Origin of the sequence: Archangium lipolyticum (assembly GCF_024623785.1) — a bacterium.
In the GTDB taxonomy this organism is placed as follows: Bacteria; Myxococcota; Myxococcia; order Myxococcales; family Myxococcaceae; genus Archangium; species Archangium lipolyticum.
On record NZ_JANKBZ010000006.1, the window covers coordinates 190,426 to 216,537 of the forward strand.

At 66.7% G+C, this 26,112-nt stretch carries 6 protein-coding genes; 1 reads left to right on the top strand and 5 read right to left on the bottom strand.

Annotation, left to right across the window (positions count from 1 at the left end):
• Positions 1-101: 101 nt before the first annotated feature.
• The 5 genes from NR810_RS15785 to NR810_RS15805 form a co-directional block, all read right to left on the bottom strand.
• Positions 102-12,167 carry a non-ribosomal peptide synthetase/type I polyketide synthase gene (locus tag NR810_RS15785; RefSeq protein WP_257453432.1) on the bottom strand — a complete coding sequence of 4,022 codons (12,066 nt, stop codon included), beginning with the start codon at positions 12,165-12,167 and terminating at the stop codon, positions 102-104.
• Positions 12,168-12,424: 257 nt separating this feature from the next.
• A complete protein-coding gene (locus NR810_RS15790; RefSeq protein ID WP_257453433.1) occupies positions 12,425-12,688 on the bottom strand; it encodes an acyl carrier protein in 264 nt (87 codons plus the stop codon).
• Positions 12,689-12,713: 25 nt separating this feature from the next.
• Complete coding sequence (locus NR810_RS15795) at positions 12,714-13,754, bottom strand: HAD-IIIC family phosphatase (protein WP_257453434.1); 1,041 nt, start codon at positions 13,752-13,754, stop codon at positions 12,714-12,716.
• Between the two features lie 22 nt (positions 13,755-13,776).
• Positions 13,777-18,288 carry an amino acid adenylation domain-containing protein gene (locus NR810_RS15800; protein WP_257453435.1) on the bottom strand — a complete coding sequence of 1,504 codons (4,512 nt, stop codon included), beginning with the start codon at positions 18,286-18,288 and terminating at the stop codon, positions 13,777-13,779.
• Positions 18,288-21,380, bottom strand: a complete 3,093-nt coding sequence (locus tag NR810_RS15805; RefSeq protein WP_257453436.1) for a cyclic peptide export ABC transporter — start codon at positions 21,378-21,380, stop codon at positions 18,288-18,290. The genes NR810_RS15800 and NR810_RS15805 overlap by 1 nt, the downstream gene beginning before the upstream one ends.
• Positions 21,381-21,575: 195 nt before the next feature.
• Here NR810_RS15805 and NR810_RS15810 point away from each other — a divergent pair, with 195 nt between their 5' ends.
• Positions 21,576-26,108 carry a non-ribosomal peptide synthetase gene (locus tag NR810_RS15810; RefSeq protein ID WP_257453437.1) on the top strand — a complete coding sequence of 1,511 codons (4,533 nt, stop codon included), beginning with the start codon at positions 21,576-21,578 and terminating at the stop codon, positions 26,106-26,108.
• Positions 26,109-26,112 lie beyond the last annotated feature (4 nt).

A 26,112-nucleotide genomic window follows, 5' to 3' on the forward strand; every position in this document is an offset into this window, starting at 1 on the left:
CGACTTCGTCTTCAAGCTCCAGAAGACCCGGTCGAGGAACGCCACCATCGAACTCTTGCGCGATGGCAAAACGCGCGTAGGCGTGCTCGTTTTTTGGTGCCCTAGGCACGAACCGCCGTCGGGCCTTCAGCTAGCGAATGCTCGTTCACGGATGGCGAAACCTCGGCGCGGAGATGCTCGTCCTCGACCAGCACCGTCCGACCCGTATCCGGTGTAACCACCTTGCCGCTCGATTTTGACAGGAGCCAGACCTCCGGTCGGCCGCGGTGCTCCAAGGGCACGGGCGCTGGAACGCCCGCCCACCGAGCGACCCTCCTGGGCGCGCGTTCCGCGAGGGCGGCGATGTTGTCGATTCCCTGGAGCGCCTCCTCGCGAGGAACCCCAAAATCCACGAGGCACGCGATCTCGTCGGCTCCCGCCGAGACCAGCGATTCGAGGCGTCGTTGGCACTCGGGGAGACCGCCGATCAGCCCTTCGTTTTCGATGACCCGTTCGGCTTTCTGCCGGAGGAAACGATTGCCGGCTTCCATCGGCACGGATGCCACCAACTCCCTCGCACCAATATCGAGCGACCAGGCCAGATAGCGTTCGAGAGGCGCGAGAGCGATCTCACGCGCCATCGCGTCGCTTTGATGAATGAACGTGCTGACGAGAACCGTCACGTGCCCGGCCGCACCATTCCAGTGACGGGCAAAGGACTTGCGATACGCCGCGATATTGTCCCTGAGCGTATCGATGTCCGCCGGTACGAGCATGGTGAGAATAGAGGTACCAAGCTCCCCAGCGAGCGTGAACGAGGTCTGGGAACCCGCGCACGTGAGCCAGACGGGAAGCTCCGGCTGAAGAGGACGTGGCCGGGTCCGTATCTGGATCGGGCGCCCCTCCGGGTCGGGACGCTCGATGGACTCCCCCCTCCAGAGCGCCCGCAGGGTCTCGAGCAGCCCCGTCAGACTCTCCTTGCGTCGAGCGAACATGGAAGGCGCGAGTACGAAATCCTCCATCCGCCACCCGGTGGCGATGGAAAGGCCAACGCGACCGCCCGAGAGCACGTCGAGCATCCCCCAGCTCTCGGCGACGCGAATCGGATCATGAAGGGGCAGAACGACACTTCCCGCTCGAAGGTGGATACGCCTGGTCACCCCGGCGAGTGCGGCCGCGGCCACCAGGGGATCGGGGAAGGAGCCTCCAAAAGGATGGAAGTGGCGCTCCGGTGCGAAGACGCCGCGGAGTCCCAACTCGTCCGCGCGTTTGGCCCCTTCCATGAAGAGACGATACGTCTCATCGCTGGATGCGTCTTCGTCGACGGGGAAGTACGCGAGACTCAGTGGGACGGACTCCGTGACGCTCCGAACCGACGGAGCCACGGACGGAAGATCGGAAACGAGCCCTCCTGCCTGTAGCGCGGCGACGGCAAACGCCAAAGCTCGATTGTCGGGCAGTGCGTCATCCCAGATGACATGCGCACCGCTGGCAGGCGACACCTGGGACGAGAGCTCCGCGGCGTGCCGCACGGACTCCGCCGTGATGGGGCTCGCGTCGGAATCGATCCGGGGAACGCGGGTTCTCCCCCTGGGCATGTCGATCGAAATCGCACCGTGCTCTTTATCGAGGGCGCCTCGTACTTCCTTCGGGTGGAGCGACAGGCTCCTGGAGGCATCCGTGCGGCCGAGGGTCGCGTAGGCGCCCATCCGGACGAGGGCGAGCGTCCCCACGACGAGCTCGGCGCGGTTGCGGTAGCTGATGTTGACGGCCGAGGCCGGCCCGATGCCGCTCGTGCGCAGATGGTCCTCGAGCTCGGCCGTGAGACGCGCGAGCTCCGCATGCGAAAGGGCCACCCCGTCGAGCCGCAGGGCAAGCGGCGAACGAGGTGCGGCGGAGAGAGCGGGTACGAGAGCGGATGCTGACTTCTGTGTCTCCAGCAGGCTCTTGAGCGCCGCCTCCAGGCGGAGAGGGATGTTCCTGGCCTCCGCTCCGAGCACCTCTCGAGGGAAGCACAGGGACATGTGGCCACCCCCGCCACTATCGAGCCGAATCAGGGCGCCGACGGTGCCCATGGTGGCCGTCCAATCCGCCTCGCCGGCATCACCGGGCAGCTCGTACGCGAACGGCTCGATCTCGAGCTCACCCATTCGCCCCGACGCCTCGTAGCCCTCATGGACAATGAGGCACAGATCCGAAAACGGGTGCGCGCCGCGTTCGTTGCGCGCGAGAACCCAATGTTCGAACGGCACCTTGGAATGGCTCAGCGCTTCGGAGAAGGCACGTTGCACTTCACGGAGTACGCCACCAGGCCCCGTTGCGGCATCCGCACCGAGCACCATGAGCATGCAATGCGCCACATACCCGACGAGGTTGGCGTGCCCGGCCCGGTCGCGATTCCCGTGCGGCGTACTGATGATCAACTCGGACGAGCGGAACGTATCTCTCAGCGCCATCGAGAGCGCGGCAGTGAGGATGACGAATGTCGACAACCCGCTCTGCTTGCGGATTTCGGCCACCATCCGGCCGACCTCGTGCCCGAGAGGGAGTGAGACACTCGCATTGGCGCGCACGCTCTTGTCCGGATCGAGCAGGGCTCGCAAACGGGGAGAGCTATTGAAGACGGTGTTCCACCGCTCGAGGTGCGCGGAGCCGTCTGGGCCGAGGATGGCGGCGGCCTGCTCCGCTGCGAATTCCGAGTACCGTGGAGCGTCCGCCTCGAGCGGTACCCCATGATAACTCTGTAGTATCTCCTGCAAGATGATCTCGAAAGACGAGGCATCCGCCGCGATGTGGTGGATGACGAGCACCAGAACCTGGTCCTCATCACCCACATGGAAGATGAATGCGCGAATCGGAATTTCACGAGAAAGGTCGAAGCGCTGATCGACCCGTTCGCTGATCGCGGAGCGCACCTCGGCGAGCCGCGCGTCCGCGCCCTCGGCGTCGCACCAGATCGACGTGAGCTGGACATCGCTCGGGCGGAAATTCGTGTCGAGCGTGACGCTGTCGCCCTGAACGATGAACCGCGTGTGAAGGGCTTCATGCCGGCCGACGGTGCTTTTCAAAGCGCGCGCCAATCGTGGCATCTCGAGTGGTCCGCGGATGCGGACGGCCACTGCCATGTTGACGACGCTCGGACCCCATTCGGAGTCAACGTGCGCCGCGAAAGTACGCCGCTGAACGGCGGACAATGCGAGCGCATGGGCTCCGGCACCCGCTCCGTCGTGAGACCCTGCCACGGAGTCTTCCCGGGTGGGGAGCCGGGAACCCGGCTGCTTTGGAGACGAACCTTCGAGCGGCGTCGACCCACCGCCCTTGCTCGCGATGAATCGAGCCGCCCCTTCCACGGTGGGAGCGGCGAAGAGCTCGGCCAGCCCGAAATCGACGCCGAACGTTTCGCGCATGGCGGAGACGAGCTGGACCGCCATCAATGAGGAGCCGCCCAGCTCGATGAAGTGCGTATGATGGTCGATCGTCTCCAACTTCAGGAACTGCCGCCACAGAAGAGAGACGCGCTCTTCGATGGCGTGGCTGTCAACGCTCCCTGAGGGTCGCTGCACTGAAACACTACCTGCGCTCACGCTTGAACTCGATTCTCTGGCATGGCTCGGCGCCGGGACGGAACCGGTCGGCAAGGACTCCGCTCGCCGAGGAGGAGGATGCACTGCAATCGGTGGAGACGGTGCTTCGGCTCGAGAAGGCGCCGCGGCGAAGACGGCCTCCGCACGTGGTCGCGGATGCAACGCGACCTGAACGCGCCGGCGGGTTTCACCGGCATACCAGCCGGACCAGTCAACGGGGCACTGGAGGTCGAGGAGACGACCGACCAGTTCGTACAGAGCGCGGGAATCGTCTCCACTGCGGAAGGCGGGCATGCTGACCGCCTCCGCCCCTGCACTGGCGGAGATGAAGGGGACGAGGCCACCAGCCGGACCGATCTCGACGAATGCATTCGCGCCAGCCGCACGAGCCGCATGCAATGCATCCACGAAGCGCACCGGGTTCCGCATCTGTTCGGCCCAATAGCCCGCGGCCGTGAGCCTCTCGCTCTCCATCGCGCCCGTTGCCGTGGAGATGAACCGGGCCGAGGGGCTCTGAGGCCGCACGGCCGAGAAAGCCTCGACGACCCGCGGGAGGACCGCGTCTACGTCTTTCGAGTGCAGCGCACGATCGACTCCAAGTTTCACGCTCGCCACGCGGCTCGAGCGAAGCTGGTTCCGGAGCCGCTCGATGTTCTCGGGCGCTCCCGAAAACACCACCGCGTTGGGACCGTTGAACGCGGCGATCTCGACCTCCGCTCGCCGCGCGAAATGGAGCCCATCATCGTGTGTGCACGTCGCCGCGAGCATGGACCCTTCGGGCATGGAGTCCATCGCGCGGCATCTCGCGGTCACCACCTCGAGTGCGTCATCGAGGGAGAGGACCCCCGCGCAGAACGCCGCCGCGTACTCGCCAAAGCTGTGTCCGATGACGCACGAGGGGCGGATACCCCAGGACTCGAGCAGCCGATGGAGCGCCGTCTCGAACGTAAAGACAGCAGCACCTGCCAGGCCTACGGGGAGCCGGAGGCTGGACGGCCCCTCCGTGAGCGCCCCGCGCACGTTGAAGCCGGCACGCGCGAATCCTTCGTGGCAGAGCTCGACATGCCGCCGGAAGACGGGCTCCGTCTCATGAAGAGAAGCGCCCAGCCCGGCGGGAAAGGGCCCCATGCCCGCGTAGACAAAGGCGAGCGAGAGGGGGCCCTTCGGTACGGCCTGGGCTCCACGACGATCCCGCAGGCCACGAGCGAGCGAGGCACCATCCATACCGACGACGGTCCGCCTGACAGGCCATTTCAATCGCCGGGTGTTGAGGGTGAACACCTGATCGGCCACATCGGTCCGGGATGCGGATTCGAGCGCCAAGGCGACTTCGCGGCTCACGCTTTCGAGCGCTTGTTCCGTGCGTGCGGTGAGCTGGAGCACGAAGAATTTCCGCGCCGCCGCGGGCGCCGTGTGGGAAGCGGGGGCCTCCTCGAGCACGGCGTGAACGTTGGTTCCACCGATTCCGAACGAACTGACGCCCGCGATGCGAGGACGCTCACCACGCGTCCACGCCCGTGCCACCGTGGGAATCGAGAAGGGAGTCGTCTCGATCCGCAGCTCCGGGTTGGGCGTTTTGAAATGAGCGAGAGGCGGGATGGTCTCGTGATGGAGCACCAATGCGGTCTTGATCAGACCGGCCAGTCCCGCGGCGTTGGCGAGGTGCCCGATGTTGGCTTTGATGGCGCCGAGGGCGCAATATCCAACGTTGTTCGTCGACAGCCGGAACGCGCGGGTAAGCCCCGCCATCTCGACGGGGTCACCCAGACGTGTCCCCGTACCGTGCGTCTCGACATAGCCGACATCGTCCGCCCGGATCCGCGCCAGTGAATGGGCCGCGGAAATCACGGCCGCTTGCCCTTCGACGCTCGGCGCCGTGTACCCGACCTTGGTGCGGCCATCATTGTTGATCGCGGTCGCACGAATCACGGCATAGACGGAGTCACCGTCTCGAATGGCCGCATCGAGCGGTTTGAGGAGGACCGCCGCCACCCCATGTCCCCCGATGGTACCGGAAGCGGCGGCATCGAAGGGCCGGACATAGCCGTCTTTCGACGAGATCGTTCCCTCTTCATAAACGTACCCGACGCCCTGTATCGAAGGGACTTCCGCGGCAACCGCGACGGCGAGCTCACTGTTTCCAGACAACAAGCTCTGGCATGCCAGGTGTACGGCGGCGAGCCCCGTGGAGCATGCCGTGTTGACGTTCACGGCTTCGCCGCGGAACCCGAACGCATGCGCAATGCGCAGGGGCATGGTCTCGGGAGCGACAGCCCCCAACGCCCAGATTGCGTTTCCCGACTTTGGCAGAGCTCGCGTCGCGAAGGTCTCGGCGAGAGGAATCGAGGAGGCTCCGCCATAGAGCGAAACCCGACCGGCGTAGGTCCAGGGGTCGTACCCCGCGTCCTCGAAGGATGCCAGCACGCAATCGATCGCCAACTTGGACTGAGGATCGAGCGCTCTCATTTCGGCGGACGGCCGCCAGAGCTCCTCATCGACCCCCGTCTCGCGCAGGATTCCCTCCGCTCCAACGAAGCGCGGGTGCCGAGGCCCCTCGGGGACCAGGAAGGACTCTTGCGCGGCGTCCGCGGCAAATCGAGCAATGCAGTCCTTCCCGACGAGAACGTTCTGCCACAGTTCGCCCACGTTCGACGCGCCGGGAAACCGCCCGGCCATCCCGATGATGGCGATCTTCGTCTCGCGGGGACGGAGCTCCGCTCCTTCGTTCGCATCGTTCACGGACGGAGGAGTTCCGCTCAGGGGCTCCCCTCCACCGGTCTGCTTTCGTGCGACAGAGCCCAACTGGGGTGCCAGCGCGCTGATCGACGGATGTTCGAAGAAGGAGGCGATCGGAAGGCGTACCGAGAACTCTCGTTCCAGCCTGCGTTGGAGTTTGATCAAATCGAGAGAGGACGCACCCATCTCGAAGAATCTGTCGTGGATTCCCACGCGCGGTACGCCGAGCACGTCCGCGACGAGGTGGCAGAGCTTCTCTTCGATCTCGTCGCGCGGTGCGGCGTACTCAGCTTCGTCGGAGGCAGCATTCGCCAGAGGAGCCGCGGCCAGGGCTTTGCGGTCTACTTTTCCGTTGCGCGTGAGCGGCACGGCCTCGATGCCGATGAACAGGGGCGGCACCATGTAGTGCGGCAGCGTCTTTCCCAGCTCGGCGCGCCAGCGGGACGCATCCTCGGGCGAGACCTTGCCCTCCTGTGGCACCACATACGCCACCAGGCGGCGCCGCCCTCCTCCGTCGTCCACATCCAGGACGACGGCCTCCTTCACCCCGGCCAGCTGGCGCAACCTCTGCTCTATCTCCCCCAGCTCGACCCGGAATCCTCGAATCTTGACCTGCTGGTCTATACGCCCGAGGTACGTGACGGTCCCGTCAGGCTTCCAGCACCCGAGGTCTCCGGAGCGATACACCCGCTCGCTTCGCGCCGCCTCCGGCAACAGCGTGCCCGGCATCGTCGCGTCCGGCAGGCCTCGACGGTAGCGCTCCGCCGTGAGGTCATCCCGGCCGTAGTAGCCCCGGCCGACGGGCCGGCCTCCGAGGTAGATTTCTCCCGGCGTGCCCACGGGCTGACTCATCCCGTTCTCGTCCAGCACGAAGATGCGGAAGTTCGATACCGGCGTGCCGAGGGTAGGTCGCGCTGGTACCTCACTTCCCGGCCCGAAGGTGGCAGTAAGCACCAGGTGCGTCTCGGAGGGTCCGTAGTGGTTGTGCAGCGTCACGCGGCCCTCGCGCACGGCCTGCGCGAGCAACGGCCCCACCATCAGCGCTTCACCCGCCGCGATGAAGTGACGCACACACACCGGAATGGCCGCGGCCATCTCCGCGTCGGCGAAGAAGATGTCGAGCAGAGCCGGAGTCAAGTACACGACCTCGACCCCGCGGCGCTCGAGCAGCGCCAACAGCCTCGGCACGTCCCGCTGTACCCCCGGGGGGATGAGGTGCAGTTGGCCACCCGTCAGCAGGGTCGTGAACATCTCCTGCGCCGACACATCGAAGCCGATGGAGGCCAGCTGCAGCACCTTGGGTACCACCGGCAGTCCCATCTTCTCCCGGGTGTACTCGGCCAGGTTGAGCATCGTGAAGTGCTCGACCATGACGCACTTGGAGTTGCCCGTGGAGCCCGAGGTCGAAATCAAATACAGCAGGTCATCGAGCCCACTCTCCACCGTCGGCACCGACACCGGCGCCGCAGGCGCCGTCTCCTGCCGGTCCAGCGACAACAGCGTACGTGCTTTACCCTCCCCGGGCTGTCCGGCCTCCTTCAGCCACTCGAGCTGCCGTCCTTCGAGCGCCAACGTGGTGCTGACGAGGTGTTTGACTCCCACCGAGCCCAGTACCTCTTCGATTCTCGCGTCCGGCAGCTCGGGGTCGAACGGCAGGTAGGCTCCTCCCGCCGCGATGATTCCCAGCACCGCCGCCACCATATCCGGCGAGCGCTCCACCAGCAGGCCCACCACCGTCTCCCGCTTCACGCCAGAGGCACGCAACACGGCCGCTATCCTCTCGGCACGGGCCGCCAGCTGGGCGTACGTGAGCTGTCCTTCCTCCCACACCACCGCCACGCGCTCCGGTGTTCGCGCTACCTGGGCCGCGAACGCAGCCTGCACACTCGGCCCGAGCGCGACATTCCGGTCCGTGGCGTTGAAGGCAGTGACGACCTGCCGCTGCTCCTCTTCGCCCATGACGTCGAGCTTGCTGACCCTCCGCCCCGGCTCTTGCACCAGCAGTCGCAGGGCCCGCTCGAAGTAGGTGCACAGCCTCTCGGCCTCCTCCGCGGTGAACGTCGGCTGCGCGTGGCTCACCACCAGTTGCAGGCGCTCTCCCGTTGCATCCACCGTGAACTCGAGCTGCATGTCGGTCCGGACATGCCCCTCGGCCTCTATCTGCCGCTCGGCTCCGGCCGTCAACGCTCCGTCGTCTCCGAAGTCCGTGTAGTTGAAGAAGGCCGAGAAGAACGGATTGCCCTCTCGCGCGTCCTCCCCGGTCACACGGATGATTTCCGCCAGAGGCAGACGCTCGTAGGGCCTGACGGCCTGAAGGCGCGCCTCCACCGTCCGCGCCAGCTCCTCCCAGCTCGCCTCGGCCGGCATCCGGATGCGGAACGGAATGGTGTTGAGGAAGCACCCCAGCAGCCGGTCACCGTCAACACACGTCGGCCGGTCATGCGTCACCAGTCCAACCACCATGTCCGCGTGGTAGTTGAACATCGACATTGCTTCCAGATACGCCGTCAAGCACAGCGTCTTGACGCTCACTCCCCGCGCCTTCGCCGCCCCGCGCACCGCGGTGACAAGCGTCGGTGACAGCTCGCGGCTCATCTCCCGCACGTCGTGCGGCTCGTTGCGCCGCGCTTCGGCGAATTTGTCGAGAGGCACGAAGCCCTGGAGCTCCTCACGCCAGAACGCGGCGGCCTCGGGCCTGCGTCGCTCGAGCAGTTGCTGCAGGACGTGCTCGCGGTGCCGGCTGCTCAGCGGCTCCGGTCGGAAGCCGGGCTCCACCTCCAGGCGGCGGTAGATGGCGTCGAGCTCGCGCACGAGCAACGACGCGCTCCAGCCATCGAGGATGGCGTGGTGGGCAACGAGTGCCAACACCAGCCGTCCCCCGCCGCAGGCGAATGACTGGACGCGCCACAGCGGCGCCTGCTCCGGCACGAACGGCCGCGTCCTGTCCTCCGCCAGCCACGCCCGCACCGCCTCCGACTGCAGGCGTGCATCCATGCCGACGAGCTCGAGGTGGCCATACACCACTGGGGAGTGACTCTCCACGAGGTGCAAAGGTCCGTCGGGGCCGTCCAGCACGAAGCGCGAGCGCAGCACCTCGTGCTTCCCGGCGAGCAACACCAGCGCACGGCGGAAGCGCTCGGCGTCGAAGCCCGGCGCCAAGAATTCATATACCAGCTGGTCGTGGTAGATGCCTTCCTCCGGCGACTTCAGCCCGTGGTAGAGCATGGCCTGCTCGATGTGGGTCGCGGGATAGACATCGTCGAGCGACTCAACGTCGGCGAAAGCCGCCACTCCCTCCTTGAGGCGCGCGAACTCCGCAACGAGCTCGGCACGCGCTCTGTTCTCACCACGATCTTCAGTGGCCGGGGCAACGCCAGAGACCAGCGCCGAAAGCCTGGCGAGCGTGTCGTGCTGGTAGAGGTCCGGAATGCGCAGCTGCGTGCCGAAGGCCTCGTTGACGAGGCCGACCAGACGGATGGCGCGGATGGAGTCGCCGCCCACGTCGAAGAAGCTGCGATCCGCCGCCACGTTGCCGGCACCGATGACGACGTCCCAGATTCCGCGCAGCTTCGCCTCGACGGACGTCGCACCCTGAACGACCGCCGGTGCCGCCATCGAAAGGGGAGACGGTAGCGCCGCCCGGTCGAGCTTCCCATTGGCCGTCAGCGGCACCCTCTCCATCGCCACGAAGTACTGCGGCACCATGTAGTCGGGCAGGAACTTCCCCAGGTGCGCCCGCAGCTCATCGTTCAACCCGCTCCGGTCGACGGCCGCCATCCCCTCCTTGAGCTCGAAATAGGCGCACAGGTAGGTCGCTCCCCCGTCGGTGCGCGCCACCACCACGGCTCTGGCCACCGCTGGGTGCGTCTTGAGCTGCGTCTCTATCTCTCCCGTCTCGACACGGAACCCTCTCACCTTCACCTGCGCGTCGATTCTCCCCAGGTACTCCAGGTCCCCGCTCTCCAGCAGCCTCACCAGGTCCCCGGAGCGGTAGAGCTTCTCTCCCGGCACGAACGGGCTCTCCACGAATCTCGCCGCCGTCAGCTCGTCCCGGTTCAGGTACCCGCGCGCTACTCCCTCTCCTCCCACGCACAGCTCACCCGCCACTCCCAGCGGCGCAAGCTCCAACTGCTCATCCACCACGTACGTCGACAACGTCGGTATTGCCCTCCCGATGTTGCTGACGTTCGTCTCTATCTCCTTCTCCCCTATCTCCTTGTACGTGACGTGGACCGTCGTCTCCGTGATTCCATACATGTTGATCAACGCGACTTCCGGATACCGCCTCCGCCACGTTGCCAGCTTGCCCGGGTCGAGCGCCTCGCCTCCGAAGATGACGTAGCGCAGCGCCTCCACCCTCCCCGCCTGCGCCTGCTCGGCCTCTATGAATCCATAGAACGCCGACGGCGTCTGGTTGAGCACCGTCACCCGCTCGCGAATCATCAGCTCGACGAACGCCGACGGATCTCGCGCCGTCATCTTGGGCACGACGACGACACGGCCGCCATACAGCAGCGCGCCGTACATCTCCCATACCGAGAAGTCGAAGGTATAGGAGTGGAAGAGCGTCCAGGTGTCCGTGGCGCCGAAGCTGAACTGGAAGCGGTCGTTGAACAGCAGGCGCACCACGTTGCGGTGCTCAATCAACACGCCCTTGGGACGTCCCGTCGTGCCCGACGTGTAGATGACGTAGAGCAGGTCGCCAGGCGCGTTCACCGGCGCCAGCTCGGGCACGGGCCCCTGCCACAGCTCCGGGTCGTCGAGGTGGAACCACTTCGCCGAGGGGGCCAGCTCCGCCGCGCCCGGCCGGGACGCCACGACAACGCGCGCGCCGCAGTCCTCGAGAATGAAACGCATCCGCTCGGCCGGCAGGTCGGGGTCGATGGGCACATAGGCCGCACCCGCCTTGACCACCGCAAGAATGGCCGTCACCAGCTCCAGCGAGCGGTCGACCAGCAGCGCGACCATCTGGTTGCGGCCCGCCCCAGCGGCTCGCAGCTTGCCAGCCAGCCGGGTGGCCCTGGCGTCGAGCTCCGCGTAGGTGAGCGAGCGGCCTTCATACGTCACCGCGATGCGCGAGCCGTGACTGCGGACAGCCTGGTCGAACAGCTCCGCCACGGTCGTCTGGCTCGGCCACACCGCCGGGCTGGCCGACAAGTCGAGGATGCGCCGCCGCTCGGCCTCGGGGATGACGGGCAGCCGTGCCAGGGTTGTCTTCAGGTGCGCCGTGAAACCCGCGAGCAGCTCGGCCCAGGCCGCCAGCAGGCGCTCCAGCAGCGGCACATGCGCCGGGGCCAGACGGTGCACGAGAGAGACCGCACCATCCTCTCCGCTGTCGTCGAGCGTGAAGACGAGTGGAATACCCGCCGGTGTCGGCAGACCCGAGTGCAGGACGGCGCTGCGGAAGAGCGCGCTCGCGTCGTCCTCCGGCAGCGACGTCTGCCGTTGCCGCAGGCGCTCGCGCAGCGCCTCATAGGGGTAGTCTCCATGCGCGAGCGCTTCCTGCACCGTCGCCTTCACGGCTCCCAGCGCCGCCGCCAGCTCCAGATTGGCACCCAGGCGCGTGCGACAGGCGATGCGGTTGCCCGCCGACGGCCCTCCCGCCGGCATCAGCGTCACCAGCGTCACATCCTCGCTCTTGGCGTAGCTGCGCAGCACCGTCTTGAGCAGCGCCATCCCCAGGATGGCCACACCCAGTGGCGAGCCTTTGCTCACCGTGCGCAGGCGCGCCGCTGTTCCCGTGGACAGGTTCAGCCTCAACGTCGACTCTGGCCCGTCGCCACCCCGCCCGAGTGAAAGCGTTTGAGGAGTGCCACCCAGCTGCGCGTGCCAATAGTCCTCGATCAGCTTCTTCTGCTGGGTGTCCATCGCTGGCGTTTCTCCGGGTTTTGCTTCAGGCGCGGAGCCGACTCTGCCCGTACGCGTTCACGCGAACGCGGAAAATAGCCTAATCGACAAGTCTGACGCGAGCGATGCGGCGCTGCTCGCGCCCGACACCCGATGGAGCCCCCCAGCTGGTGCTGACGCCACTGCAGGTGATGAAGCCGCCTTCGCTCTCATCCACTGCTTTTGTGTCTCGCCGGAACCGAGAGGACCTCAGCTCCGCATTGCTGCCTGGGTATCCATCATCCCGCTGTCGCTTGAGCGGGTTTCTTCCGCTCGATAAAGCGAACGATCGCGTTGATCGATCCGAAGTTCGAGATATCGAGATCGTCGTCTTCGAGGGTGAGATTGAAGGTCTTTTCCAGGTGCGTCACGAGCTGCATCGCGAAGAGCGAGCTCACGATCCGCAGCTCGAAGAAGTTGTCGTCGTCTCCGAAGGCCAGCTTCTCCTTGTTGAAGATCGCCTGGCTCTCAATGAACGACCGGATCTCTCGACGTATATCCACAGGGATGCTCCTTTCTTGGTCACTTTCAGGCGACCTTGACTTCGAGATACTCGGGGTAGGGCTGGATGTTGCTCAAATCGTTTTCCAGGACGATGGTGCCGTCTTCGCGTGTCTCCACCTTCTGGAAGTTCGCGAATTTGTAGGTGACAAACATCATCTTGTTCTTACCGGTCTCTCGAAAATCGGCACGCAGGCGCTTACCCTCGGCACGCGCCGCCATCATGATGTGAGTCAGCAGGACGGTGCCGACGCCGCGTGACATGACGCGGCACGACATGAGCAACAGCTTCAACGTCCAGGCTTCGGCACCTTTGTGCACGAGTGCCAGGCCGATCTTGCCATACGAGCCGTAACGGTCCACCAGCTCGCAGACGAGCAGGAGGTGATCCGGCGAGCGGCGCAGCGCGTCGAGTTGCTCATAGTCATAGGTGATGCCGGTCGAATTGAGCTGGTTCGTGCGGATCGTCAGCTCTTCGGCGCGCTTGAGGTCGCTCTCGGCGGCGGGCGCGATGGTGAAGCGCAACCCCAGGCTGGCGAGGAACTCCGACTTCGGCCCCTGGTACTCGTTCTCCTCCGTCAGCCGCCGCGCATCGTCGAGGTACATCTGCCGCCGCCGAGCCGAGTCCTCGGTGATGAAGCGCGGCATGAGGCGAGGCATGGTCAGCAGGCTCAGATATTGCGTGGCATCGAGCGTCGTCAGCTCGGGATGGACGCTGCGCACCTCGTCACGCTCGAAGGCCTGATCATCGACGAAGAGGATCGTGTCCATGCCGATGTTGAGGCTCTTCTGGATGGCCGCCAGCCCTGCCGATTTGGCGTTCCAGGAGATCTGCGGATAGAGGAAGTATTGCTCGATGCCAAGCTCCGTCAGCTTGGCCATGGCCGTGGCGTGATCGTTCTTGCTCGCGATCGAATGCAGGATGCCGCGGGAGTCGAGCTCGCGCAGAATGCGCTCGACCTCCGGACGCAGCTTCAGGCCGTCGCGCTCGAGCAGCGTCCCGGTCCACAAGGTGTCATCGAGATCCCAGACGACGCACTTGATTTCTTTTTCCTTGGTCAAAGCCATTTCCATGGTTCGTGGCCACGCTTCAAGTTGATGACGTCGTGAACAGCGAATCGAGCTCGTCGAGAGTCAGCTCGGCCGCGGCGAAGTCCGAAGGGGTCAGCCGCGGCTTCTCCTGCGCAAGGCACAAGTGAGCCATCGCCTGCGTCTCTTCCGCCAACCGCGCCGCGAACCGGTTCGCGGACTCGGCATCGAAGCGCCGCGCGTCGAGCTGCAGGGTCACCTCGAAACCCGAGTCCTTCACCTGGACGATCATCTCGACAGCCGCGGTCGCGTGGTTTTCAGGCGCGACGTCGGGGCCCGTCGGCTCGGGCGCGAGCTCGAAGAGCCCCGCGTCCTCCGTGGCCGCAGCGGCGAGCCCGAGGTAGTTGAACCGCAGCATCGGATGTAGCCCGACGCCGCCGCAGCGCTCGCGCACCGCGCCATAACCCAGACCGTTACCCGGCAGGCGGCGCAGCCGATCCTTGACGTCGATCACCAGAAGCTCCGGCCGCTCCGACGACGGCGCGGCGAAGACCAGCGGCGTCAGGGCCGTCAGCCAGCCCACCGTGCGCGTGAGATCCTGGTCGGACGTCAGCTCGTGGCGCCCGTGGCTCTCGTATTCGATCGACACCGCGTCACGGCCGAAGTGACGCGCCGTCGCCGCCACGGCGGCCGCCAGGATGAGTTCGTGCGGTTGCGTCGAAAACGCCTGGTTGGCATTCCCGAGCAACGCTTGCGCGGCGGCATCTCCGAGCTCGACACGGAGGGTTTGAACGGCCGACGCGCCTTGCTCGAGGAGGCGCGTCGGCAACGCCGGTATCGCCCGCGCCGCCGTGACGGCGTCGCGAAAGAGGGCCTCCTCACCTGGCGCCAGCGACTCGGCGAGCCCGGCCACCGCCTCGCACCACTCGACGAACGAGGTGCCCTCTGGCGCCAGGGCAGGCGTACCGCCGCCGTCGAGCGCCGCGTAGGCCGCGGACAGGTCGGCGAGCAGCACGTGCCAGGAGACGACGTCGACGACGAGGTGATGGCCCACGAGGAGGAGACGGACGTCGCCGTCGCCGAAGTCGAGGAGCGTCGCCTTCAGCAGCAGGTCGCGGCGCAGATCGAAGCCGCGCTTCACCTCCTGCGCGGCGGCCACGATGCTGTCCCTGCGAGCGGCCTCGCCAGCGGCGGCGAGCACGCGCCTCGTCACGACGGGCGTGACCTCGAGATGCACGGGATTCAGCAGCAAGCTCTTGCCGTCGTCGGCGACGTTCAGCCGCAGCGCATCGTGGGCGCGGACGACGGCGTGCAAAGCCTCACCCAGCCGCACGGGATCGAGGAGTGCACGGGGGCGCAGGAGGACCGACTGGTGCCAGTGCTCGGCCCGGACGAAGCCTTCGGCGAGAAACCAACGCGCCGCTGGCAACGGCTGCGCGAGCGGCCCGCTGATTGGTGCGCGAACCGACTTCACCGCCACATCGCCGAGTCCCGCGAGGAAGTCGCCAATGGACTCGCTGCGCAGAAGGCCGCGGACGGTGCCACCCAGACCCGCGGCCTGCAGGCGCGAGATCGCCTGGATCGCGGTGATCGAGTTGCCGCCGGCCTCGACGAAGCTGCGCCGGAGGTCGACAGCACCCCCGATCAGCGGTTCGATCAGCGCCAGGGCTCGCGCCGCCTCCGGCGAGAGGTCGGTCGTGGAGGGTGCGGCTCCCGTGAGCGCACGCGCCTCGTCGTAGCGACGCTGCAACGCGGTACGATCGACCTTGCCGTTGGCATTGAGCGGAACGGCATCGATCCTGAGAATCACGCCCGGCACCATGTAATCGGGCAGCCGTCGCGCCAGTGCCGCGCGCAGGGTACGCACCTCGTGCTCGACGGGCGCGACGTAGAACAACGCCAGCACCCGGTCCTCGCCAGCGCCCTTGACGTCGACCGCGACGCAGGCCGCGTCGCCGGTTTCGGCGCGGTAGGCCGCCTCGATCTCTCCGAGCTCGATGCGGAAGCCGCGGATCTTGATCTGCCGGTCGATGCGTCCCAGATAGTCGAGCTCGCCGTCGGGGCGCAGCCGGACCTTGTCGCCGGTCTTGTACCAGCGTCCGCCATTCTGGCCGTCGGTGAGGAAGCGCTCACTCGTGAGATCCGCGCGTCCGAGATATCCGGCCGCGAGCCCGCGGCCACCGATGAGCAGCTCGCCCTCGGCCCCCGGGACCTGGTCCACGCCCCATGGAGTCACGATTCTCAGCACCGTGCCGGCAATCGGCAGACCTATCGGTACGTCGATGCCGACGTCGCCAGCGTGATACGCGTGGATGGTGCAGCCGACGACCGCCTCCGTCGGGCCGTACTCGTTGATGACCTCGGCCCGCCCGCCGTGCATCGCGACGATCGCCGCTGCCGTCGCCGTCGGCAAAGCCTCGCCACCGACGACGTAGGCTCGTACCTGCGGCGCCGGCATGGACAGACGCGAGATCAGCGCCAGATGCGCCGGCGTCAGCTTGATGACCTCCGAATGCTCGTCCTGCAGCACGCGCGAGAGCAGGGCGCCCTCGTGGTCGGCGTCCTCGCCGTAGATCCTGAGACAGCCGCCCGTCAGCAACGGCAGGAACAGGCTCGTCACGGTCAGGTCGAAGCCCAACGACGTGAACAGCGGACAGCTCGTTGGCCTGCCCTTCCCATAACGCTCGACGGCGAAGGCGAGATAGTGCGCGAGCCCGCCGTGATCGACCGCCACGCCTTTTGGACGTCCCGTCGACCCGGAGGTGAAGATCACGTAGCAGAGGTCCGAGGGCCGCACGGGCTCCCACTCAGCCCCCGTCACGGCGCCACGAGCGTGCCGCGGATCCAGGATGCGGATGCCCTGTGTCGACAAGGCCGTCACGTCGCAGTCCGTGACGAGGAACCGCGCCGCGGCGTCGGAGAGGATGGCTTCGACGCGCGCCGCCGGAGTGTGCGCATCGAGCGGTACGTAGGCGGCCCCGGCGGCCCACGCCGCGAGCAGCATCGCCACCGTCTCCGGCGTGCGATGGGCCCAAACCACGACGCGGTCGCCCCGCTCCACACCAGCCGCGCGCAAGGCCGCAAGCCGGGCATCGACCTCGGCCGCGAGCTCGGCGTAGCTCCAAGCGCCGCCCTCCCAGCGGAGCGCCTGCCGCGTCGGATGCGCGGCCATGACGGCCTTGAGACGACTCGGGGCGAGCGCCAGGTCGTTGGAGTCGTCACGCAGCGGTGAGCCGACGAGCGTCAACGCTTCACGGGTGAGCGGCAGGGCCGTGACCGGCCGCTGGCGACTCCCGGCGTCACCGACCTTGTCGATGCCCTCCACCAGGGCGGCGGCGAGCCCGTCGACCAGGCGCTCGCTGACGACCGCCGTCCGGTGGTCGATGTCGAAGGTCAGCTCGCCCTGCCGTTGCCGGTCGTGGAAATGCACCGTCGCGGCACTCATTTCCTGGCCGTTGAAAAACCACTCGAGGGAGACTTCGAGGGCGCCGTAAGACTCCCGGAACGGGGCGTTTTGATACGAGAGCCCGACGTCGAACAGGCTCAGCGCGCTGCCGCCGCCTGGCAGCCGCAGGCCGAGGCTCGGATAGCGCGACCCGGCGATCGCCGCCTTGGTCAGCCGGCCGGCATCTTCGACCAGCGTCGCCAGTCCCGCCTTCGAATCGATGACGAACGGCAGGGGCACGGTATTGACCATCATGCCGAACGTCATGCGCTCGCGCTTCGAGCGCCGGTTGAGGATCGGCGTGCCGATGCAGACCTCGGGATTGCCGGTCAGCCTCGCGATCACCGACGCGAGCACAGCGGTCACCACGCGGAATGGCGAGGCGTTCAACTCCTCGGAGACCGCCGCCAGCCGCCGGGTCGCGTCCGCACCAAGGCGATACGTCTTGCGCGCCGCCGTCGCCGGTACGACCGTCAGATCCTCGGAGGAAAGCCGCGCGGGCGCGCGCAAGGCGCCAAGCGCCGCGCTCCAGTAGGCATGGTCTTCGGCGTACTGCTCCGAGCCGTGATAGGCGCGGTCCGCTTCGATGAAAGTTTCATACTCCGAGCGGAACGGCCTGGCGATCGCCCCCGTCTCGATCAGCTGTGAGTAATTGCGCAGCACTCCTTCGAGGAACAGAAAGAGCGCGTATCCGTCGGCGATGATGTGATGGGCCTTCAGATAAAGCGCGGCGCTGTCTTGTCCCAGCCGGACGATGCACGCCTCGTACAAAGGCCTCTCGAGGAGAGGCATTGGCACGCGGATCGTCGCGTCAACCCAGCGGCGGAACGCCGCCTCCGGCTGCGGCTCGCCGCTGAAGTCGCGACGGCCGATGGCGACGGGGGCAGCGGCCGGAAACATCTGCCGCGGCTCTCCGTCGACGGTGCGGATCACCGTCCGCATCGCGGAGTTGCCGGCGACGAAGGCCGCCACTGCGGCCTCGAGCCGCTCCTCGTCGAGTGGACCCCGGAGAAAGGCCGCGCCAGCCAGGGTGTGCAACTGAGTACCCGGATACAGGTGCTCGTTGATCCAGATCAGCTTCTGCGGGCCCGTCAACTCGAAGAGGACGTCGGTAGCCATGGTCGTCATCAGCTCGCCTCCCGCGCCGGCTTCACCTGGCTCAGCCGGCCGAACTCGAGGCGGAGAATCTTGTCCGCAACGTCGAAATACTGGTCGTCGTGCGTAATGGCAATGATGAGCTTGCCGGAGCGCCGCAGTGCCGGCAACAGATCGCTGTAGAACGTCCGACGAAACTCGGGATCCTGGTCCGCCGCCCACTCGTCGAAGAGCAGGATTGGCCGGTCCTCGAGGAAGCACTTGAGCAGGGCGAGGCGCTTGCGCTGGCCCGTGGAGAGATCGAGCGTCGAGAAGCCCTTGTCGTCCAGCGTGACCTTGTTCTTCAGGCGCAGCAGCTCGAGGTGCTGGTCCACGACCTCCACCTTGCTGCCGACCGCGACGTCGTAGAGCCTCGGGAACAGGTGGAAGTCGGCGAAGACGACCGAGACCAATTCACCGAGCTCGTCCGGTCCGACGCTGCGTCCGTCGACGAGGATCTGCCCGGACGTCGGCCGGTAGAGGCCGGTCAGGAGCCTGGCCAGGGTGGTCTTGCCGCTGCCATTGCCGCCGACCAGGAACAGGATCTCACCGCTCGTCACCTCGAAGCTCGCCGGACCGACGCCGAATCCGGCGCTGTCATCGTTGGGCGCATACTTGAAGCTGACGCCATCGAGCGTCAGGCGCGTGACGGAGCGCTGCCGCGGTGGCTCGGCGAGGGTCGGACGAACCGAGGTCAGCTCCGCCTCGAAGGCCCGGATGCGATTCCAGGTCGCGCGCGCCTCGGTGACGGTGGGCACGGCCTGCATGATGCCGTTGAGCGGCCCGATGAGATACAGCAGCCCCATCACGAAAGTCGTGAGCTGCGCCGCGTCGAAGCCGTCGAACACGCGGGGAAAGACGAAGGCAATCGTCCCCAGAGCGAAGACGAGCAACGTCTCGCCGACCATGAAGGCATTGAGGTTGGCGACGGCCGCGCGCGTCCGTTTCGTGGCGTGCGTCGTCAGCGCGACGTCCATGTCGGCGCCAAAGCCCCGCCGCTTCTCCGAGTGCATGCTCAGCTCGTTGAAGCCGCGAACCAGCCCCTCGACCAGCTTCAGGAACCGCGCCTGCGCCTGGCTCGCTTCGTTCCAGAAGCGCGTCGAGCCGCGCGTCACCTGCGAATAGAGCGCGGCGATCACGAAAATGACGGCCGCCGCCCCGAGGAAGGCCACGAGCGATACCGTGGCGAGGTAGACGCCGACGGCGATGGTGGTCACCGCGTTGGTCACCAGCGGCGCGACTGTGGGTACGCCCTGCCCCAGACTCTGTGTGTCATTGTTGAGTGTCGCGGCGACGCGGCCGGAGTCGAGGCGCTCGAGATCCTGGAAGCGCGAAGCCAGGATGCGCGAGGTGATGCGCGCGCGCATGTCGTAGACCACCCGGTACGCGAGCGTGATGGCGCACGTATCGACGTACTTCCGGCAGATGAGATACAGCAGCGCGACGGCCACGTAGTAGCAGAGGATGGCGGCGAGCGGACCTTCATAAGCCGGCGCGGCGACGATCAAGAAGATCAGGGCGGCGTTGCTGATACCGGCCGCCAGACTGAGCGCCACCAGCCGCGGCATCTCCCCACGGATGTCGTTCTCGGTCGTGAACAGCGCCGAAACCACGCAGAGCACGTAGCCGAGCAGCACCAGTGCCGCGAACGCGGCGATCGCCACCGGGAAGCTCCCGGGTAGCCAGACAATCGCCGTATCCAAGGGGATGCCGGCGACGGCGCGTGGCAGCATGAGGGCGCCACCGATGACCGGGATCAGCGCGAACGCGGAGCCCACGCCAACCACGAGCGCCTGGCGTGACGGGCGGCGAAAGTGGCGGCGCTTCGAGAACGCCTGGCCCAGGATGCGACCGAGCACGACGAGTGCGGCGAGGAGCAGTAGCGCGAGGAAGGAGGAAGCGACCGAGAAGGTGCGGTCGAGGGCCGAGTCCCGCCGCGGCAGGGGCTTCAGCTCGCCCCCGCGCATCAGCGTCATCAGGTTTTCACCCAGGCGCGCCGTCTGCGAGCTGTTGGAGTTGGCGAGCACGGCGACTCCGAAGCGCCCGCCTGGACTGAAGGCGACGTAGGACGTGAAGCTCGGATTGCCGCCGCTATGGGCAAGCTCGCCCTGCGGCTTCTGATAGACCGACCAGCCGGCCGCATAGGACCCACCATCGACAGGGTCCGGTGGCACATCGCGGTCCGCCATGTGGCTGAGCTTGATGAGCTCCGCGAGCGGCGTCTCGATCAGGCCCAGCTGGATCGCCAGCCAACGTCCCATGTCCTGTGCCGTGGAGACGATGTAGGCCGACGGCGCGTTGCCACGATAGAGCGGTGCCGTATACGGCCGCGGCGCGAAGAAGCCGAGCTTGTGCCCCTCGGCCATGCCATCCGGCCGCGTGGCCTTGAGCACGTGCGTCGACGTCAGCCCCAGCGGCGCGAAGATGCGGCTTTCCAGGTAGGCACCAAACTCCATGCCGGACGCCGCCTCGATGACGGCCCCGAGAATGTCGTAATTGGCCGAGCTGTAGATGAACCTGGTGCCAGGTCGATCCTCGACCTTGAAGCCGCTGAACAGCATCGCGGTCCGGCGCAACGCGCCGTCGTCGACATCCTCCGCCTCAATCAGACCGAGCGCGCGCCAGGGCAGACCGGTCTTGTGGTGCAGAAGCTGCTCGACGGTCACCTCATGGTCACGATCGCGAACGCGGACGTGAAAGCCAGGCAAATACTTACTGACGGAGTCGGTCATGGACAGGCGACCGTCCGCGATCAGTTGCAGCGCCGCCAGGGCCGTGAAGCTCTTGCTGCACGAGGCGAGCTCGAAGGTCGTCGCGTCGGTCACCGCAACGCCGTCGGCGGCCTGCCCGAGCCCACGCGTCATGACCTCCCCGTCCTTGACGACCACGACGGACATCCCAGGGATACCGCTCCCTGGAAACACCTCCGTCAGATACGCGTCGAGCGCGGCGGGAAGCGCAGCCTCCGCAGAGAGGGCCGGGCTGCTTACACCAAACAAGACGACGATAAGAAAAGCTGCGAAGCGGACGATACCGGCCCGTGACGCGATGACGCGACTGGGCATGTTCACGGAGAAGCGGCGCACGACCTTCGTTCCTTCGCGGCGATGGGGGGGGGAGTGAGTTCGTTTTGTGCTATAGCACCGTTGCGTTGTTCGATAGTAGTCCTAAACTTCCCGTTGACCGCGCACGGGCCCGCAGCGCATGACCGCCCGACCAGCTTGCGGCTGGGCATGCCAAGGGCCGAAAGGGGGCGCGTCGTCGCCCAGAGGATTAGCATCATGACGAGCCTGGCTAAGGACGATGTTCAGGACATTCTCGGCCTCACCGAGATGCAGTGGGGCATGCTCGTCCAGTACCTCAGGGACCCGGGTGGCACCCTCTATCACGAGCAGCTCCGCCTCGATATCGAGGGCGATATCGACGAAGCGGTCTTCGTCCAGGCCTGGGATTCCGTTGTCTCAGCAAACGAGATGCTGCGCGCCGTCTTCCGCTGGGAGCGACTCGCCAAGCCCGTCCAGGTGATCCGCCGCCGGTACCGGCCGAACGTCCGCTGCCACGATCTGCGTGCGGTGCCGCCGGGCGAACGCGACGCCGCGCTCGAACGCGCGGTAGCGCTCGACGCATCTGATGTGTTCGACCTTCGCGAGGTGCCGTTCCGTATCACGCTCCTGCGCGTCGGTGACACGCGCTGGACCCTGCTCAAGACCTTCCATCACATCCTCTACGACGGATGGAGCACGCGGGTCATCCTGGGCGAGTTCCTCGCGGCCTATACCGCCTTGCGTCAGGGGAAGGAGCCAGCGCAGGTCCACAAAGGGCGCTTCCGTGACCATGTACTGGGTTTGAAACTCCAGGACCCGGCGAAGGCCGAGGCCTACTGGAAGAACTACCTGGGCGACCTCGACGTCCAGCCGTTCCCGGAGATGCGCCGCCACGACGCGTTGCCGGCGGCCAGGAACGGGCAGCTCCGCCGCCCCCTGTCCCCTGAGGCTTCGGCGGGCGTCCGCAGCCTCGCGAATGCCCACCGCCTGACGCCAGCCCAGGTGCTCTACGTCGCCTGGGGGCTGCTCCTCCAGAAGTACACCGGCTCGAACGACTGCATCTTCGGTACGACGGTGTCGGGACGCGAAGGCGGAAGCCAGGGCGTCGACGCGGTGGTCGGCCTCTACATCAACACGCCGCCCATGCGCCTTCGCTGCCGCCCTGACGAGCGGTTCCGCGATGTGCTGCACCGCGTCGGCGCGGAGCTTGCTCAACGTGACGGCTTCGTGTCGACGCCGCTCACCTCGATCCAACGCGCTTGCGGCGTCAGCCACGACCAGCGCTTCGTTGACACCATCATCGCGGTCCAGAATTTTCCCTTCGATGCGCTGCTGCGCGCCGCGCCCGTCGGTTTCCGCATCGTCCGCCTTTCCAGCCGGGAATCCTCCGAGTACCCGCTGGCGCTGGCCATCGCCGGCAGTACCGAGCTCGAGATCGAAGCGACCTATCAGGAGGACATGTTCTCCGAAGCGGCCGTGAACCAGCTCGTGGAGCATTTCGGGCGGATCCTCGCGAGCGCCAGCGAACGTCCGGACGCGACGGTCGCCGAGCTGCTCCGGACGCGCAACCTCGTCGGCGAGCAGCGCTGGCAGCGCTTGACGCATCCCGACATCGTCTGGAACACGCCGGCCCCCGCCGACGTCGATGTCGCAACCCTCATCGAGCTCCAGGTCGCGCGCACTCCCGATGCGGTCGCCGCGGTCTACAACGGACAGCGCATGAGCTACCGCGAGCTCAACGCGTCCGCCAATCGGCTCGCGCACCGCCTCCGCGCTCAGGGCGCCGGTCCGGAGACCTTCATTGGCCTCCTGCTCGGACAAGGCCTGCAGCGCATCGAATCCATGCTGGCGGTGATCAAGACCGGCGCGGCCTATGTGCCGATCGACCCCGCTTCGCCGCCCGCACGGACCCGAGCGCTCTTGAAGGACTGCGGCGCCATCCTGCTCATCGCCGACGCCGCGGCAGCCGAGCTGACGGACCTTCCGTGCCCGCTGCTACGCCTCGACACCCTCAGTGGCGAATTGCAGGCGCTGGCGGACGCCCATGCGACGGCGGTCGATCCGCCCCGGCGCGTTGACCTGCGCAATCCCATGTGCGTCGTCTACACCTCCGGCTCGACGGGCATGCCGAAGGGCGTCGTGCTCGAGCACCGCAGCGTGGTCAACCTGCTCTTCTGGCACGGCACGAACTTCGAGCTGAAGCCCGGACGCCCGATCCTGATGCTGTCGGATTACACCTTCGATCCACACATCGAGGAGATCTTCGGGGTCCTGATGCACGGCGCGACGGTGCACCTTGCCTCGCAGGAGCTGCTCCTCGATCACCGGCTGTTCTCGAACTACCTGGACGAGCACGAGATCTATTTGATCAGCGGCGTGCCCTCGCTCATCCAGCAGCACCTGGGCAACGGGGAGCGCCATCCCAGCCTGAAGATCGTCATCTCGGGCGGCGAGAAACTCGACGACGCGCTGAAGCAGCGGGTCCTGAACGCCGGTTACGCGTTCTTCAACCACTACGCGCCGAGCGAGTGCACCGTCGATGCGTTCTCGTGGCGCTGCGACGACGCCGTCGTGCACCTCGGCCCGACCATCCCCAACGTGCAAGGATACGTGCTCGAGAGTATCGACGAGCTGGCGCTCGACGGGCTGGTCGGCGAGCTGGCGTTGTCCGGCCGTTGCCTGGCGCGCGGATACGCGGGCCAGCCCGCACTCACCGCTGAGCGCTTCGTGCCGCACCCGTTCATTCCCGGCGAACGCCTCTACATGACCGGCGACATCGGGCGGCGGCGCTTCGACGGAGCCATCGAGTGCATCGGCCGCAAAGATGGACAAATCAAGTTGCGCGGCATCCGCATCGAGCTCGGCGAGATCGAGGCCACGCTCTTGAGGTATCCCGGCATCCGCGAGGCCGTGGTCATCGCGCGGGACGACGGGGACGGTCAGGGCGGCGGCGATAGCCGCTATCTTTGCGGCTATGTCGTTGCCGAGCACCCCGTGGAGCCCGAGCTGCTGCGCGCGCACCTCGCCACCACGCTGCCCGCGCACATGGTGCCGCCATGCATCGTCCCGCTGGATAGCCTGCCGCTTACCAGCAGAGGCAAGATCGACCGCGCGCGCCTGCCGTCACCGCGCGCCACGTTCGTCGTCCAGGCAGCGCCAACGACACCGACCGAGAAGCGCCTCGCGCGGATCTGGGCGGACGTTCTCGGGCTCGATGCCGAGACGGTCGATGCCGACCGGTCATTCTTCGAGGTCGGCGGCCACTCGCTCTCGGCGATGAAGCTCGCCGCTGCCATCGAGAAGGAGTTCGGCAAGCATCTGCCGCTGGCCGAGCTGTTCCGTGCCCAGACCATTCGCGAGCTGGCGGAGCTGCTCGACGGCGGGGAGCAGCGGGAGTACGTGCCCATTCCATCCGCGCCGGAGCGCCCGGAGTATCCGGTGTCGTCGATCCAGAAGCGGATCTACGCCACGGCCGCGCGTCTCCCGGACAGCACCGTCTACAACATGGCAGGCGGCGTCTGGGTCGAGGGAGACGTCGATGTCGAGCGCCTGGGCGCGGCGTTCGACACGCTGATCCGGCGCCACGAGGCCCTGAGAACCGGCTTCGAGATCAGCGGCGGCGAGTTGGTGCAGCGGATCCACCCACACGTGCCAGCATCGATCGAGCGACGGAGCGCCGCCTCGACGGACGAGGTCGCCGCGACCGTTGGTGCCCTCGTGCGGCCATTCGACCTCGCACGGCCGCCTCTCGCGCGCCTCGCGGTGATCGATGCCGCGCCGCAGCTGCGGCTGCTGCTGCTCGACATACACCACATCATCGCCGACGGTGCCGCCTGCACCATCCTGGTGCGCGAGCTTCTGGCCGCATACCGTGGGGAGGCGTTGCCTCCGCTACCGGTCCAGGCGAAGGACCATACCGTGTGGATGCAGTCGGAGGCCTGCCGGCAGACGCTCCAGGAGCAGGCGAACTACTGGTCGCGCGCGCTCGCGGGTGGGATCCCGCCGCTGGCGCTCCCAACGGATTTTCCACGGGCCTCCCAGCAGCGCCACCGCGGCGCGACGCTCCACTTCAATCTCGGCGCGGCCCGCCACGCGGGGCTCGTTTCGCTAGCCCGTGCGCAAGGCGCTACGCTCTTCATGACCACGCTGAGCGTCTTCGGTGTATTCCTCGGCAGGCTCTCCGGACGCGAGGATCTGGTCATCGGCACGCCCGTAGAGGGCCGGCGCCGGGTCGACCTGCAGCGTGTCGTCGGCCTGCTCATCAACATGCTGCCGCTGCGTTTGCGGCCAGCCCGGCAGCAAAGCTTCCTCGAGCTGCTCGCCGAGGTACGCACGCTCGTGGTCCAGGCGTTCGAGCACCAGGAGCTTCCGGTGGACGACATCATCCAAAGCCTGGGAATCAAGAGCGAGGCGGGCCGGCATCCGCTGTTCGACGTGGCGTTCGCGTACGAGCGGGGCGAGGATCTGGCGGAGCGCAAGATCGAAGTACCCGGATCCGGGTGGCGTGTTTCACCCTACGTGCATTCCACCGGCAGCGCCAAGTTCGACCTGACGCTGACGCTGACCGAGGAAGAGTCCGATCTGCGGTGTGTCATCGAGTACGATGCCGACCTCTTCCTGCCGGAAACGGTGGCAAACCTGCGCGACAAGCTCTGCATCCTGGTCGATGCCATCTTGCGCGCACCTGACCTGGCCGTCAGCGAGCTGGATTGGCGGACGGACTTCGAGAAACGACTGGCGAACAAGGCAGAAGTCGACTTCGCCTTTTGAGGGC